Genomic DNA, 16,173 nt, shown 5'->3' with positions numbered 1-16,173 from the left:
TGCCTGATACTCGCCCGGATCTTGTCCAGCGGCACTTTAAAGCCGGTGGCCCGAACCGGTTGTGGGTCGCTGACATCACCTACGTTCGGACCCTATCCGGGTTCGTTGACACAGCTTTTGTCACTGACGTGTGTTCAGCAGGAAGATCGTGGGCTGGTCCACCAGATCAACCATGAGCACCGAGGCGCTACCGCTTGAAGCGCTCGAGCAGGCAATCATGAACGCCAAAGATGACCTAGCCGATCTCGTTTACCACGCCGACCACGGCAGTCAATACGCCTCGATCGTTTACAACGAACGATTGAGTGAACATGGAATCACACCCTCAACCGGTTCGGTCGGCGACTCCTACGACAATGCGTTAGCTGAGACGGTTAATGAGCTGTACAAGGCTGAGTTGATCTATTCCCAGACCTGGAAATCATGCACACAAGTCAAATGAGCAACCCTGAACCGGGTTCACTGGTGGAACAACATTTAGCTACACGAGGCTCTCGGCTACACCACCGCCGAAGAGATCATCACCAGCTACAACCAACACCAGACAACTGAGCTGACCCCCGCACAAGAAGCGGAACAAAACCCAGGACACTTCAATAGTAAATCACAAAGTGATCACGGTAACCAATCTGTCTACAGTGGATACAATACCCGGCCCGCGACAGCATCGATTGATAAACTGCAGATTCACTCGTATTAGCCGGATGAAACAGCTTCAGAGCTACATTCGTTTTGCCGCAGTTCCTTAAGCAACCCAATAGCGGACATCACAATGACGAGTGTAAAAGGCAGTGCCATAACTACGGTCGCATTCTGTAACACAGGAATGCCTCCGGCCAGCAACATTGCTAGTGTTAATGCCCCAGTCATCACTGCCCAAAAAATTCTCAACCATGGAGTAGGCTCGCTTTGGTCCCCTTCATATGTCGGCTTTGTTGAGAGTTCAGCCATAACGAGAGCACCTGAATCAGCACTGGTCACGTAAAACAAAACGCCAACGACAACAGCCAACACCACCGCTAATGAGCCGAGAGGGCGCGACGCAAGCAATTCAAACAACCCAAGTTCAGGCGCCTTAGTCACCAAATCAATAAATTCCTTGCCTACGACTGGATCTCTGTCTGCTACTGAAGTAGGCCCGGTGGCGCTAGGAGCACGCACAAGATCAAGCGCAGAATTTCCAAAAATCCCAACCCACACTACAACGTAGCTAAAAGGGATAGTCATGGTACCGATGACAAATTCACGAATCGTTCTACCGCGCGAAATACGAGCTAAAAACAGACCGACGAATGCTGCCCACGTGATCCACCATGCCCAGAAAAATAATGTCCAGGCGTTCAACCATGCATCTGGACGTTCCCAAGCGTAGGTTTCGAGGCTCCATTGAGGTGCTAAACGAAGAAAATCTCCCACAGTACCCACCAGAGCGTCGATCAGCATTGTTGTACGCCCTGTAATCAGTACATATAAAAGCAAAACGCCCGCAAGCAGAACATTAGCTGTACACAGGAATTTAATGCCTCTAGATATTTCTGTAAGCGCAGACAGGCAGGCTACGGCAATTCCTACTATGAGCAGTATAGTCTGTGTTGAAAAACCAGAAGATAAACCGAAAATTACATGTAGGCCAGCGCTGAGCTGTACGACGCCGACACCCAATGAAGTGGCAATACCAAACATGCCACCAATTAGAGCAGCAGCATCAGCGAAATGACCGATCCATCCATCCGCATAATGGCCGAGCACGGGGCGTAGTGTTGAACGCAGTGACAATTCAGCGCCACGGCGGTACGCAAAATATGCCAATGCCATTCCAAGAAGCGCATAAAGTCCCCATCCGTGTACACCATAGTGAAACACGGTCATCGCTACCGCCTCTCGAGCAGCCTCCACAGTCTCTCCCTGCCCTATCGGAGGAAACAAATACTGTGAGATTGGCTCTGCCACTGCGAAAAACATGATATCGGTGCTAATGCCAGCAGCGAATAGCATGGCAGCCCATGAAAACACAGAATGTTCGGGTCGTGAGTCGTTGGAACCGAGGCGCACATTTCCATAGCGACTCACAGCTAAGCCCAGAACAAGCAACAACGCACCTGTCGCCACCACCATATAAGCAGCGCCAAAGTGACGACCTGCCCAGTCGACGGCAGAGCCAAAAAGCAACGCTATGTTTTTCGGTGCGACAATTCCTGCAATGGCCACAGGAACGACCACAACTGCCGCCAGTGTAAATACTGGCCAGGACAACACTAAATGTCTTTCGCCGTGACGAGCGTCTCTGCGGCGAGAAGAAGGGAATATGCGTTTTCGAGGATTCGGATCAACATCGCTGGTTGGATGGTTGAGACTTCGCGCCATTAAATGTCCCCTTCTCGCGATTTAACACAATGAACTCCAAGTCCTGCATTCATACCTAATGATTGCACACATAGATGTGTGAACACCCCAACAGATGTTTGAGTGAGATGTAAGGAAGGCGACAAACCTTGCTGGAAGTCAATTCATGAGTATCAGGATTCACCACTCTAGCTTGTTCTAGTTAGCAGTGGCAAATAGGCATCCATAAAAACAGGCTGCGGCCGCGAGAGCAATGACCGCTGTCTGAGCACATTTTGTAGTGATCCGTCGTGCTATCGGAAAACACAACAACGGAACTAGTGCCATAACATAGCGTGCGAGTACCGTCATATGTGCAGAAAACACTACCCCAAATACATAAATTGTCATGGGACCAATGAACAGCAACGACACAATCGCACTTCGAGCAAATATTTTGTCGACCATGTCAGCATCGACGTCAAACATAGCGGTAGCAACAACACCAGAGAGAAGTAGCCATAACACAATGCTTGAGAATATTGATGGAGGCGTTGAAATGCCCCATCCCCCATTTCCAGCCAAAATAACCAGCAATGTGTCATCTATCGTGGTCAAGAGTGAAATAGCTGTATAGTCAGCAGGGCCGTCCAGTGGAGGTCGATCCACTTGAACCCCCAGCACTCCCCGAAGGAAAAGCCAGGAAAATGCCCCAATAGCAGGCATCAGCACCAAAGCAAACAGTTCTCCCAGTCGTGGAGCATGGTGTTGTACAGTTAACGGAGCACCTTTATTTTGTGTATACAACCAGATGCGGAACCACATAATGAAGAGAATCGCCGCTGCCACAGCAAAGATATTCTGAAGCTTGACAGTTCCGCCTATCATGGAAACCGTCACAAACGGAATAAGACTCCATTCTCCTCGGACATAAAATACTGCGGCCCCTAACACAAGCGTAGCGATGAACAGATTCAATGCATCAGGTGTCACGTAGGAATTAGTGAGACGAAACACTGGCATTGAGGCAATAGCAATAGGTAGCGCAAGAATCAGTCCTTGTCGAGCGCCGAGTCTTGATAACATCCAGCCCAATGCAGCCATACCGAACCACAACCAGATGATTCCTGTGAGCCGTGCTGCCGTAATCAGTTCTATTCCAAGAATCTGCTGTATTGGCCACGATAGCCATGCTGTAAGAAAAAAGTACACTGGTGAGTGAATATCTGCAGACGTATACCCCTGAATGAACGTAGCAGCATCGGGCACGTAAGAGGCGCACGTGCCCTGGTGAATGACCAACTCCGGAGAAATACCGACACCCCTGCAAGCTGCAAGTATCCTCGCATATTGGTCCGTCATATCCCCTGGGATCACTACATCCCAGCGGCGCGCTTTGTCGACTGCATCTATGTACTGGAACTCGTCGTATACCGACAACGGCACATGAGCCTTCATAAACCTAACGGTGAGGACGGCAGCAATAACAAAGTATAGAAACCCCAAAAGAGTCCATTTCTTAACAGGCCCCACACTCAGCAAAGTTGGATACCTCCCAGCACGCATCTGTGTACCTAGTTACTACTTTTGTCCTGAAAACACATTATTTTCAGCACGATCATTCCCGTTACCGTTAGCTCTCCTTACGGTTTGCTGCCACACCATTAATCTTCACATTTTTCAGGTGTGGGTCCTAAGAAACGGGCGTTCAATGCCACAAGCCCCCCTGACTCCATGTTCGGCCCAGGCATGACCTCAAAGGATGCGGCCTTTTGTAGGCCGCCAAGGACCGTTGAAAGATGATGTGGCTGCACTGCAGCCGAAACGACGTACTCATTGGGGCGTAATGACAGCTTGGGAATATGCACGTCAACATACCCGTCACCAACTGCAAGTGTCTTGGGAAGGAAATCTGCATCCAGCCCATGCAAACCCCACACTACGGTTCCACCACTTGTGTCGATTGAGACACCAAAAACCGGGTTGCGCACAACTTCATGCGCACGATAATGCACCCTTAGCGTCAGTGAATCATACACATTAAGTCGAGAAGTGTGTTGTTTCTGCGCGTTTAATACGTCTACAGCAAGGATTTCAACCTCACCAGAGCCTATTTTTATTCCACCCTGCGAAGTCCGTATACCATCAACTGCTGTAATAGCGTATTTGTCAATAACTTCAATAGCATTCCCGACGTCTTGAAGGCAGCCGTGATCAAGCCAAGCAACTTCATCACAGAAAGAGCGCATTTGATCGAGTGCATGAGAAACAACGACAACGGTTCTCCCCTCTTCACGGAAATCAGCGAACTTTGCCATGCATCTTCGTTGGAATGCCATGTCTCCGACCGCAAGGATCTCATCAACTAAAAGTATGTCTGGCTCAATGTGGACCGATACTGAAAAACCTAGACGTACATACATTCCTGACGAATAGTTTTTTACCGGCTGATCAATAAACTCCCCAACACCAGAAAAATCAACAATGTCGATGAATTTCCGATCGACTTCTCTCTTGGTCATACCCAAAATAGCGGCGTTTAGATAAATATTCTCACGACCGGATAGTTCCGGATGAAAACCAGAGCCAACCTCAAGCATCGCTGCAAGGCGACCATTAGCTACAACTCGCCCTGTGTCAGGCTTCAGTATTTTTGCGATACATTTCAAAAGTGTCGATTTTCCAGAGCCATTATGTCCTAAAAGACCGAATGTCCGTCCCTCTGGAATCTCGAAAGTGATATCTCTCAGTGCCCAAAAGTCCTCATGTTTCCCTCTTCCTCCATGGAGGAAAGCACTTTTAAGCGTTTGGTTACGTTGCCGATATACCCTAAAGCGCTTGGAAACGGAATCAACACGGACAGCCATTGCAGTCATAAAATCAAAGCTCCTCGACAATTCGAGCTGAGTAGCGACTAAAAAATAAATTGCCTACTATGAACATCCCCATGCCCCAGAGAAGGCAGGCGACTAATACTGGAGCGACTGGTGGCACAAAGTCATAGAGGCAGGCACGGAAGGCTTCAAGGAATATCTCGGCCGGATTTAGACGAAATAATGTCGTGATAGGAATAGGCCGTCCATACAGCTGCCATCCCATATCAAATAGTTTGATCTCCACTTCTTTAAGCATTGCTAACGAAAAGACAACGCCGGAAGCATACATCCACATTTGATTAAAAATTTGCCATAGATGTGTAATATCTCTAAAGTAAACGGCAACAATTGCCAAAATTAATCCAAGTCCAGTCGAAAACATCGCGGTTAACAGTGTGATCAAAAGGAGGATAGGAATCATCAAAAGAACACCTGGACCACCCATAAGTGCCGCAACAACGGTAAGAACGGCCAATTCAAAGAGAAAATCAACCACAAGCGCAAGACCAGACGAATAAACTAGCACGCGACGAGGAAAGTACACCTTTGCCAGTAATCCTGCGTTATCAACGAGCGAGTTCATCCCTTTAATAACGCCAGCCGACAAGAAATTCCAGCACAAAACCCCGATACCTATCCACAGCGCAAACGAGTCGATACCAGAACGCAATCCAGGCTCCACCGTTCCACGAAAGACTAAGCCAAAGATAATGGTAAAGACCGCAACCGTCGCCAGCGGATTAATTAAAGACCAGAGACGGCCAAGCGTAGTACCTTTAAACTCCGACGATACGGACCGTTGGGTAAAACGTAGGGTTAACTCAAGTGTGGACATAATTTCCGGAGTCAGAATCCGCGACCATATTGTTGGTTTCATTTCTGTGCCACCTTTGGCCAATTTGAGGAAAAGTGTGCCACAAGTAGCTCGGTTGAGCCACTGTCACTAGAGGCACCTTCCGGTTCGACCACAGAATGCAAGCGCCACCACTTCCCGTAGAAAGCACTTTTAAAGAAAGCGATGACGTGCATAGTGATCCGATCTAAAACGAGCGAAAGAGCGAAGGAAATAACACAAATTGCAACAAAAAACATATAAAGCTGCACTGAGGTAAAAGTTTGCCACTGAATACCTGAATAATTAAAAAGCTTATAAATCACAACGTGGTGTACCAAAAAAATCGGATATGAGTACTTTGCAACTAAAGAAATGCCTTCACGTAGGGGAAGAATAGCAACATACTCACTTAACGCTACGAGAAGCAAAAAGACCGCAATGCCTACGACGGTTGTGGAAACATCCTTTTGCACTGAGTTTGCGAAGTAGGTCGTTGCGATGAGAGCAACAACGGCTCCCACTATCGCGACCAGGGGCACACGTTTAAAACGCCGTATGAAATAGATACCAAAAGCCAACTCCGGAAGACGCGTTGTGAGAAGCACCGAGAGAGGGAAAGAAACAGAGTTATTCAGAAAATAAATTGTGATGATATAGGCGACCGCAATACCGAGCGCGGTGAGAATGGGGAAACGATCAATGCTCCACGAAAGCAGGGGAAAGAACAGATAAAAGATAATAATAAACCCTAGGAACCATTCACCAAGCAAGTAAGTAGTTTGAACATTAAAATTAGAAATGAGGCCGTCAACACCTAATACTGTCCATATTATCGAGCGCATTGACGACGCGTTAATCGGATGCCCTTTGAGATCTAGAAAAAAATATAATGTCCCGAGTAGCCAAGCTATCCAGAACATTGGGTAGATTCCTAAAAACCGCTTCCAGTAGTATTTTTTTAGGTCAATCGCAGATCGGTAGGTTAGTCCCAATGCAGCGCCCGAAATAATAAGAAAAAGCGATACCCCAAGATCGCCGACGTAAATCCCGAATGGACGATTGACGATAAGGAAGCCTCCGTCTGTCAGGAAAGGATTGTTAAAGTGCGTGAGGATAATAAGGAATACTGCCAGAGAACGCACCAGGTCTAAATAAAACAAACGCTGTCGCGGCGTTGTGTTAGTACTAAGTGTCATGAGGTTTTTCCTCGTCTCAAGATACTTCGCACGTTCCTCGCAATACCTAACGCAACTCTTGCAGGTCCGTGAAACAGGGGAGGAGTTCTGCGCTTAAAACCCGCTCGAAGAACTTTCCACGTGGAGGTCGATGCTTTCGCAGCGCGCACCATGTCAACCTGTTTAGCAAGATTCCAATGATCAGACATCGCGCGCGTTAGTTCCCGCGTATAGAAAGATAGATTCGTTAATTCAATCCGAGCAAAACGATCCGAAAAAAGCCATGCGCTAAAGTATCCAGCTCCCTGAGCAACATAACAATGAGAACGCTCAATCGCATGGCTGATCGTACCATCTCCAGCAAGCGGTTCGGGAGGAAAATCATTCCACTCCCAGCCTTTATCAAAAAGCTTCTGAAGAGCTTTGGGCCGAAACCAGAATGTCGATCCTAAAGGCGCAATTAGTCCTTTTTCTTCATGGACTGGAACAGAAACACCAAGGTCGCCAAGAAGCTGCTCTGTACGTTGGAAGTTCGGACCCCACGCGTAGGCTGAAATAGGGAAATAGTCAGCATGATTTGGGGGCATCGGGGTAAGCAACCCTAAACGGGGCTCTTTTTCGAAGGTGGCAATTACATTTGCGACGAATGCTGGTGTTGCCAAGACGTTGTCAAAACACTTAAGAGCGAAGCCTTCGCCCACTGTCCCCGGTTGGATCTGTGTGACTTTTTTGTCATGCACAAAACACACGAGATCATATTGCTGAACGAGATCGCACGTTCCAACAAGTAGCGCAGACACGTCTCGCCCCCGGTTCTTCACCTTACGCACAATAACCTTATTAGGCAATTGAGAACACAACGAGCTGACGTACCGTACTTTTTCGTCCGCACCAACTGTAACAATTATGTCAGCATACTCTGGCATTGAACGCGCATAGTGAAGCATCGACTCCATAAGCTCCATATAATGCACATGCATGATTAGAGCTATTTTCTGGTGTTGGGGTTCCACTTCTACTACCCTTGTCGGGAGCACATATGTCAACTGCAGATTCTTCACCAAGTCGGTGAGTTCCACAGTTCGCAGCAGGTTCTCCCATATCATGCCTGTATCGTAGGTAGTGTGATCGCGCAAATACTCATATAAATCAAGAGCCGCATTGCCGATTGCTTGATCGAGAACATCCTCATAATCGTGGAAGAACGAGCGTCTCTTAAAAATAGGACATCGCCTCTCCGCGATCAGCTTAGTTGGTGCAAAGATGATCGGGTGGCTCGTGATGTTTTCAAGGTCGCGCGTATCAACATAAACATCGCACACAAATCCAAGGTCAGTAAACCGTTGGGTAAAAGGCTTTTCATGCTTAGCAACAGAGTCAGCATAATCTTTGATAATGGGTACCGAATCCCAATATGCCTGAAATTCCTTGCTGGACACCAATGAACGTCGATATACGTGGAAATGTGATTGGATGTGCCATGGTACCTCCTCGATGGAGGAGACATTAGTGCTTCCACTTGGAATACCGTGAAATGCTGTGACACCCCAAAAATCGACATCTCTCCCGGCCATCTCCGAGAACATTTCACCAAATGGGTAAACAGGTCCCATAATGGTGCAATTAAACAGAACTATTTCGTCGAAATCGCTACTAAGACGGCTCCATCCGTATGAGTCGAGAACTGTCTTGTACGCCCACACATCGAGCCCCCTGTTATCCCTCACAGTGACATTCGATGTGTATTGACAAAGAGTTCGATAGCCTTCTTCAGTCAGATTTCCATTGACTACAACCGCCAGTTCCGACAAATTTTTCAACATGTCACCCAACAATGCCTCAACAAAAGTGTCGACTTGTCCAGCAGCGTCATAGAAAAAGAAAATTCCGAGACGTTTCGCTGTTCCCGTAAGGATCATAGGGCCCTCCTACAAACGTATAACTACTCTATGAGCCAAGAGGGGAAGGGGATGGTCCAGGAGGGTTGGCCGCAAGAATAGCTCGTATCTTTGACGGATCCCCCCAGACTCCCGGTGAGTCATAGGGTCGGTCGGGAAATGCGCCATACTCCAGCTGTATGGAAAGATCGTGATCTTTAATGTAACGCTCTACCCGATCTGCGAGGGACACCGGTTCACCCGTACAGGCGTTGATAATACCGTTAACGTTATCTTGAGTAACAATTGCGGCAATCTGACCCGCAAGATCATCCACAGGAATGAAGTCATAAAGGTTCTTTCCACTGGTGAAAGGGAAAGTAGCTCTGCCCTCATCCGCAGCAGTTAATAGCTTGGAGAAGACAGAGTTCCCAAATCTATCGTCACCGACAATGTAGTAGGCGCGTATCCACTGGAAGATCGCCCCATGTGTTTGTGCACTCAAACGCACCATCTCACGCAAAGCATTCTTCGAGATCCCGTAGAGTGAGGCAGGAGAGCAGGGCGAGTTTTCATCGATTGGCCCCTCCCAGTAGCCAACTTCATGCATAGTGCCCATCACCGCAAGATGCTTCAACCCTCCCTCGTACAGACTATCGATCAGGCGATAGTGTAGAGCTAGATCATCGATGTGGGCACGAGAATTATGTTTGAAGCCATCACGCCAAGCCATATGGACAACAACGTCAGGACGTCCCATCTGCTCGTATATGTCGGAGGCGCCTGAGAAAACATCTAGGACTAGACGTTCAGCTCTCGGATCAACACCATCAAAACGTAGGTCAACGGCTCTAACTTGGACCCCTCGGTCAAGAAGTTTAGCAACCACGTGTCGCCCGATATATCCACCCGCACCCGTGACAAGAACAGATTTGCGCATGGTCACATCATATCAGACCCGCCTATATCGCCTTCGTGCGCAAAGGCGATATTGCTTTCTTTGAGACCTCTGCTTTCCCAAGGCAGCACACATCTTAACCCGACGATACACAGGTGTAATCCAGATCGCAAAATATGGAAATTGGCGCTTAATAAAACGTTTTAGGCGAGCAGTCCCCCTTACCTTTCGTTCCAACTTGCCATCTGCACAAATTAACCCGCTTATACTATCGTCGGGTAACAACGCGAGTAGCACGGCTAGCTGGTGCGAAAGCAGTCCGTACCAACGAGTAATCTCGTTGGTACTGAGAGCCAAACGCGTGTAATATCCGTCGCGTGCAGCAAAGGAAACGACAAGATGCTCCCAAATATCGAGCATTTCCGGCGCAAATAGAAACTGATGAGCGGATTCGTTGTTGAGCGCCCGCATCAAAGTCTCCAAAGCCCCAGGGCGAATGAGAAATGCTTCGCCTGATGAAGTAATCGGAAAATGTTCATCAAGAGGCGTCGACAACTTCAACCTATCAACAAGCGCCTGCGCATGGTCCGCTTCGTAATGGATTGCGACGGAGGAATGATCGATCTCCGATATGGGGGCAGCATGTACCAGAATACCCAGATGGGACTCGTGTTCGAATCGTTCAATCGCATGTGAGAGAACAGCTGACGACTCAAGGATTCCTCTCCTTCGACTCCCCCCCTCATGAAATGACGAAAGCCTTCCCAGCTCCAGCATAAGATTATTAGGTTGCCTCAACAGATCTCGCACATTGAGAAGTAGGGCGGTCGTCGCTGTTTTACATAACGGATTACTCAACCGAATTTCAGCCGAGTTACCCAATTCAGTCATCACTACTTGTGTCCGGTGCAATAGAGACTTATTCGTGCAGGTAATCACAAGATGCGCACTCATAGGAATCATGGACAAATAATCCATAAGCCTGTCGAGTGCCGAAAGAGAGTCCACATGCCCGTGAACATTAAGTGAGATTTGGTCAGCTTCCTCACGAAAACCGTCAGATGGCAGCACCGTAACAAGCCCAGCATTGACTGCAAGAGAACGAGGGGGCGCATTCCGAACCACTCCAGTCAAGATCATGTCCGAGGAATAGCCGTACTGCTCGGCTTTCTCAAGCAAACGCTGTCCATAAGTTCTGCCCTGTGCCATGTACAAAGGGTCATGGAAGAAAACCCGACGTTTCAGTATCGGACACCCCTCATCTAGAAGGGTCTCAGCATCGAGAATCGAAGGATTGTCTGTGGCATAATCTTTGGCTGGAAATACAACGAAACTTGAAAAAGCAAGTCGAGTGAAGTGCTCGGTAAATCGAGCTTCATGATAGGCAACAGAGTCGTTATAGGAGTCGATAGGAGGCATCTCCTCCCAATACTGTCGAAATCTTGGGTCAGAAAGTAGGCGTCGTCGTACAACAATGAAGTGAGACTGAATATGCTTCGACATCTGACTTTGAGGAAGGAATGGATGTGGACGCACTTCAGGATGTTCAGTAAGTCCCCAGAAGTCCGCATCTGGCCTCTGCTCGGCAGTCATGAAAACTGGTTCCCATGGCCGAATAGGCGCGAAAAAGGTGTTGTTCAACAGGATAATCTCGTCGTAAGCACCACGGGTATTCCATTCAAGTGCTTCGAGTCCTGCGTGGTATCCGGCAACATCGAATCCCTCATTTTCTCGGATCAGTACTTGCACACCTATGTCATCGAGACGGACCCTACTGGCATGTTCAAGCATCCCGTTAACGACAACTAGGATTCGATGAACGAAAGGCTTTAGACTTCTCAACACTTCGACCACATATTCATCAACGTGCCCTAAATAGTCATGAAAGAGATAGATTGCAGCACGCCTCGAACACATATGCATAGTCTACGATCATTTCTGGCAGTGATGAGTTCCAAACAATGAAAGAATTAGGATGCCCTGAGATTCAGGTATTCTTAGGCCATGGAGCTGTGTACCCTTAGAGACTCAGCGAAAGCGGTCACTCTATTTCTCATCTTTCTTATACTCGTTTCGCTAGTCGGATCAACTCTAAATTCTGGCATTGCTTTAGTATTTTGGAGTGCCATCGTCGCAGCGGTCGTTTTGACAGCCTTGGTCCTTGCACGCAATGTCAAGCAATTTACGACCCGTAGTGTTCTGCCAGTGATTCTTGTCGTGCTTCCTTCGATTATCGGCGTAGCTGCTGTGTTACGCTTCCTGTCCCATTACGATGGCGGAATTCCGATCCAGTTCACACGCAACGATATGGTGATGAACACTATCGAGGCGCTGACAATCCACCGTAACGGCGGGCTAGGCGTTGGTGATGAAGTCAAACCCGTGTTTCTCACCGCTGTTATTTCGTCGCTGTTCTATGGACCAGGAACCTCTTTTGTTCCGTTACTTACGATGCTTTATGGGAACATCGCCGCCGCAACAACTGTAAGCGTCGTCGCCAGCATTTTCTCTGCTTGGTTTGCCTTTTTATCACTGAAACAGGCGCCGCTTCCAGTACGAATTCTCGGAACCTTGGTTGTTGGTTGGGTTCCGTTTACGAGACATCTATTTGGTGCGGTGCAATATAACGGCTACATGAATATACCCTTGATATATCTCATATTGATTCTCACGTGGGTTATTTACCGCACATTGAAACCTGCACAAGCGCTTATTTGGCTCCCTTTACTTGTGATCACAACACTTGCCACATGGTCGCCCGCTTCTTTAATACCCGGTTTTGTCTTGCTAGTTACCGCATGCCGTTTCTTTATTGACGCCAGCATTGACCATCCAACACGCAAAGAGTATGTTTGGATGGGACTTACGTGGGGCAGCGTAGCACTTTACTTTTTTACGATTTCGCTTCCCTCCCTACGAGCAGATGGTGACTATCTGGCAGCCGGTCCTGGCAATCTTGGTGGAGAGTTTGCCGATCGCCTATTGACCGCTGCTATCATCCTTTTACTCCTGTTTCTGCTCGTTGCAGTTATTGCCCCCCATCGACGCTCTGCGGACGTGATGGGATTAGGAGCTGTAACAATGGGCGGATGGCTGGCAGTGTTCTTCCTTCTCCTAATGCGCGACGCTGGCGATACCCGCTGGGGTTATTATCCGCTCAAAATGCTGTGGATATCTACCCTAGTCTTCGCCACAATTATGACCGTGGAAACCTTGGTAAAAGCCTTCTCGGAAGACAGGTCAGAGGATCAAGCAACGCAGGGTAAATTCTATCTTCGACGTTTCACACACCTTGCTTTAGCAGTAGTTATCATGGCAGCTGGCGTTTTGTTACCTTCAGAATATCTTGGGCTTCGCAAAACAGTACTACCCATAATTGCAAGAGATGCAAACATTCCGTCTCTCGAACAAAAACGCCTCTACGACCAACTTGTCGAAGTGTTCGATTCTAGACCAGGGGAACCGGTAGTGTTTATCCGTCAAGCCTCCGAACCTGCTTACGATGGAGATCGAAACCGCTTCCTCATCCAGTTTTCTGCCCCCACAGACCATGACGTGCGTATCCACGCATATCGAGACTGGGACAAGAAGTACTACCAGTTGCTTTGTCCGCTGCTACGTGCCTGGGATAAAGACGCAACGATAGTGACATCCAGCAATGGACTTGAGAAAACGAAACAACAAGTCCAACAGTGTAATGCATACCGACACACCGTACAGTATGTTGTATTAGACCAATGACTATTCCATGTCCTTGTTCAAAGGAGCCAGAACGACATAATGATTAGTTTAATGTCACGTATTTTCATTCAAAAGGATCTCGACTCTCGCGACAATTCACTCAATCTATTACGTTTACTTTTGGCTTTACTCGTTGTTTTCTCTCATGCACAAATTCTCGCAGGAGTAGGTGACGGCGTCGTTTTATTCGGTCAGCATCTGGGAAGTTGGGCTGTTGTCGGGTTCTTTGGCATTTCTGGATACCTTATTACAGGCGCACGTATTCGAAGCGACGCTGGACGGTACCTGATCAATAGAGTTGTCCGTATTTATCCCGCTTTTTTATTGGTACTCGTATTCGTCGCATTCGCTCTGGCGCCACTCACTCATTTCCTTGAAAAGGGAACCATTGATGGCTACTTCGGGACTTCTCCCACGCCTTTGAACTATGTGTATAGCAACCTCCTCCTTAAAGTGAGTTACTACAATATCGGCACAACCTTAGCCTCACATGAGTTAAGCGCTTGGAATGGTTCACTTTGGAGTCTTTCCTACGAGTTTTGGTGCTACATCATTATTGGCGTCTTCATGTCATGGAAATTTATTCGACAGCACATATGGCCGACAGGCGTACTTTTTGTCATATCGGTCCTTGCACATGTCGGCATTGAACGCCTTAACCCGTATATTGACAACAACTACGACCTCAGCCTGCTAATTTTTATGCTCCCCTATTTTCTCGGAGGTGCGATCATTTATCAATTGAGGGAACGTCTACCCATGCGAGGACGTTATGCGCTTCTCGCCTTAGTCATCTCTCTTATACTGATCGCGACATTCCCCGCTTATGGCAAACAACTCGCCTCACCCTCTATGGCTTATCTCATCCTTTATCTGGGAACAGTGCTCCCTTCACCGTCTATTATCAAGACTCATGACATTTCGTACGGCGTGTACCTTTTTCACTTCCCAGTTATCCAATTCCTCATAACTCTTGGGGCGGATCGCCTTGGATTCCTCCCTCTTCTAGCTCTCAGCGCAGGCATCACTATTTTCCTATCAATACTGAGTTGGTTTGGCATCGAACGCGCCGCGATGCGTTGGGTACGTGGCAAGGCACCTTGGGGAGACCTTGCTAAAGGACCGCATGATCTCCCAGCTCAACATCAAAGCTAAGCTCCAAACATTGTCTGAATAGTGATGTGTCTCTTGGTTGCACGCCTCACGGGCGCAGATTCCTGTGTCCACCAGGAAAGACCTTCATCACATATTAGAAAGGCATGAAGTCTATTCCACCGGATCGACTGGAGGCATTCAGGCCACTCATTGAGTCTGCTTGGCCTACTGTACCTGTGATAGACGAACTGGGTCTGGGGGGGGAGGCGTGGTTAAGCAAGTCGTCTGTACAGGGATGGCATGCGGAGGATCTATTGATGGAATGAGCAAGGCTGACTTACGGAACGAAAATACTTGGCCTCGCAATAACTGGCCGTAGCACACTTAGATAATGACTTTTGGCAGCAGTTCCGGCCTTCTTTGCTCCGAAGCACCACGAGCAGAATAATTCCATGCACATGCAGCAAGAGAAGCGAATTTAGAGCAACGAACGCAGGGCAAGGCTTTCGAAAGTCTTTCGTTCGAGCGAGTACACGTGAGCTGGAAAGGACCGGCTAGGCGAATAGGTACGGCTCCTAGACAGGCCTTAATCGATGATCTTGATCAGATGATCTATACGTGTTGTGGCCTTTTCATGATCGGTACGATGTTCCACATCCGATCCAGATCGCCGTTAACCAACGATCAACTGTGGCAAGTCTGCCAGCGAGTAATGATCACACAGGCCGCAGTCCACGATGGCATGCATTTCAATGACATTTGAAGTGTCCTGGGTTTTGTTCCGCTTCTTGTGCGGGGGTCAGCTCAGTTGTCTGGTGTTGGTTGTAGCTGGTGATGATCTCTTCGGCGGTGGTGTAGCCGAGAGCCTCGTGTAGCTAAATGTTGTTCCACCAGTGAACCCGGTTCAGGGTTGCTCATTTGACTTGTGTGCATGATTTCCAGGTCTGGGAATAGATCAACTCAGCCTTGTACAGCTCATTAACCGTCTCAGCTAACGCATTGTCGTAGGAGTCGCCGACCGAACCGGTTGAGGGTGTGATTCCATGTTCACTCAATCGTTCGTTGTAAACGATCGAGGCGTATTGACTGCCGTGGTCGGCGTGGTGAACGAGATCGGCTAGGTCATCTTTGGCGTTCATGATTGCCTGCTCGAGCGCTTCAAGCGGTAGCGCCTCGGTGCTCATGGTTGATCTGGTGGACCAGCCCACGATCTTCCTGCTGAACACGTCAGTGACAAAAGCTGTGTCAACGAACCCGGATAGGGTCCGAACGTAGGTGATGTCAGCGACCCACAACCGGTTCGGGCCACCGGCTTTAAAGTGCCGCTGGACAAGATCCGGGCGAGTATCAGGCA

10 protein-coding genes and 2 pseudogenes are annotated in these 16,173 nt (G+C 48.3%); 3 read left to right on the top strand and 9 right to left on the bottom strand.

The features are described from left to right. Positions 1-478: pseudogene (locus tag G438_RS12125) on the top strand (DDE-type integrase/transposase/recombinase); the annotation flags it as partial. Positions 479-696: 218 nt separating this feature from the next. On the opposite strand, the gene G438_RS10030 reads toward G438_RS12125, so the two are convergent. From G438_RS10030 to G438_RS0100020, 8 genes are all read right to left on the bottom strand, one after another. Further along, entirely contained in the window at positions 697-2,364 is a 1,668-nt protein-coding gene (locus tag G438_RS10030) for a BCCT family transporter (protein WP_084402879.1), read from the bottom strand. 177 nt (positions 2,365-2,541) lie between these two features. Beyond that, on the bottom strand, positions 2,542-3,780 hold the full coding sequence (locus G438_RS10025; protein WP_131245681.1) for a hypothetical protein: 1,239 nt from the start codon (positions 3,778-3,780) through the stop codon (positions 2,542-2,544). Between the two features lie 206 nt (positions 3,781-3,986). Then, positions 3,987-5,198 (bottom strand): ABC transporter ATP-binding protein, encoded by a 1,212-nt coding sequence (locus G438_RS0100045; RefSeq protein WP_026459627.1) that lies wholly within the window; start codon positions 5,196-5,198, stop codon positions 3,987-3,989. A gap of 4 nt (positions 5,199-5,202) precedes the next feature. Continuing rightward, the gene (locus G438_RS0100040; protein ID WP_051259141.1) at positions 5,203-6,075 is read right to left on the bottom strand and encodes an ABC transporter permease; all 873 of its coding nucleotides are present in this window, start codon (positions 6,073-6,075) and stop codon (positions 5,203-5,205) included. After that, positions 6,072-7,229, bottom strand: a complete 1,158-nt coding sequence (locus G438_RS10020; protein ID WP_084402877.1) for an acyltransferase family protein — start codon at positions 7,227-7,229, stop codon at positions 6,072-6,074. Before G438_RS10020 ends, G438_RS0100040 begins: the two co-directional genes overlap by 4 nt. Further along, positions 7,226-9,127: a rhamnan synthesis F family protein gene (locus G438_RS10015; RefSeq protein WP_034284455.1), complete on the bottom strand. Its 1,902-nt coding sequence runs from the start codon at positions 9,125-9,127 to the stop codon at positions 7,226-7,228. Before G438_RS10015 ends, G438_RS10020 begins: the two co-directional genes overlap by 4 nt. Positions 9,128-9,155: 28 nt before the next feature. Beyond that, complete coding sequence (locus G438_RS0100025) at positions 9,156-10,025, bottom strand: NAD-dependent epimerase/dehydratase family protein (protein ID WP_026459625.1); 870 nt, start codon at positions 10,023-10,025, stop codon at positions 9,156-9,158. A gap of 12 nt (positions 10,026-10,037) precedes the next feature. Next, a complete protein-coding gene (locus G438_RS0100020) occupies positions 10,038-11,900 on the bottom strand; it encodes a rhamnan synthesis F family protein (RefSeq protein WP_165569211.1) in 1,863 nt (620 codons plus the stop codon). 87 nt (positions 11,901-11,987) lie between these two features. Between G438_RS0100020 and G438_RS10010 the strand changes: the two genes are divergently transcribed. Both G438_RS10010 and G438_RS10005 read left to right on the top strand, forming a co-directional pair. Then, the gene (locus tag G438_RS10010; protein WP_051259140.1) at positions 11,988-13,724 is read left to right on the top strand and encodes a hypothetical protein; all 1,737 of its coding nucleotides are present in this window, start codon (positions 11,988-11,990) and stop codon (positions 13,722-13,724) included. A gap of 51 nt (positions 13,725-13,775) precedes the next feature. Further along, on the top strand, positions 13,776-14,879 hold the full coding sequence (locus G438_RS10005; protein ID WP_240470934.1) for an acyltransferase family protein: 1,104 nt from the start codon (positions 13,776-13,778) through the stop codon (positions 14,877-14,879). Positions 14,880-15,769: 890 nt separating this feature from the next. On the opposite strand, the pseudogene G438_RS0100005 reads toward G438_RS10005, so the two are convergent. Beyond that, positions 15,770-16,173, bottom strand: a pseudogene (locus G438_RS0100005) (DDE-type integrase/transposase/recombinase); the annotation flags it as partial.

It is taken from the genome of Schaalia suimastitidis DSM 15538, from assembly GCF_000429105.1.
Classification (GTDB): Bacteria; Actinomycetota; Actinomycetes; order Actinomycetales; family Actinomycetaceae; genus Pauljensenia; species Pauljensenia suimastitidis.
The sequence above is the reverse complement of the archived record's forward strand: the minus strand, read 5'-3'. Positions and strand labels throughout refer to the sequence as shown.

Coding starts and splice junctions, on each gene's coding strand:
- G438_RS10030 (WP_084402879.1), bottom strand. CDS start 2,364: ATGGCGCGAAGTCTCAACCATCCAACCAGCGATGTTGATCCGAATCCT.
- G438_RS10025 (WP_131245681.1), bottom strand. CDS start 3,780: ATGAAGGCTCATGTGCCGTTGTCGGTATACGACGAGTTCCAGTACATA.
- G438_RS0100045 (WP_026459627.1), bottom strand. CDS start 5,198: ATGACTGCAATGGCTGTCCGTGTTGATTCCGTTTCCAAGCGCTTTAGG.
- G438_RS0100040 (WP_051259141.1), bottom strand. CDS start 6,075: ATGAAACCAACAATATGGTCGCGGATTCTGACTCCGGAAATTATGTCC.
- G438_RS10020 (WP_084402877.1), bottom strand. CDS start 7,229: ATGACACTTAGTACTAACACAACGCCGCGACAGCGTTTGTTTTATTTA.
- G438_RS10015 (WP_034284455.1), bottom strand. CDS start 9,127: ATGATCCTTACGGGAACAGCGAAACGTCTCGGAATTTTCTTTTTCTAT.
- G438_RS0100025 (WP_026459625.1), bottom strand. CDS start 10,025: ATGCGCAAATCTGTTCTTGTCACGGGTGCGGGTGGATATATCGGGCGA.
- G438_RS0100020 (WP_165569211.1), bottom strand. CDS start 11,900: ATGTGTTCGAGGCGTGCTGCAATCTATCTCTTTCATGACTATTTAGGG.
- G438_RS10010 (WP_051259140.1), top strand. CDS start 11,988: ATGGAGCTGTGTACCCTTAGAGACTCAGCGAAAGCGGTCACTCTATTT.
- G438_RS10005 (WP_240470934.1), top strand. CDS start 13,776: ATGTCACGTATTTTCATTCAAAAGGATCTCGACTCTCGCGACAATTCA.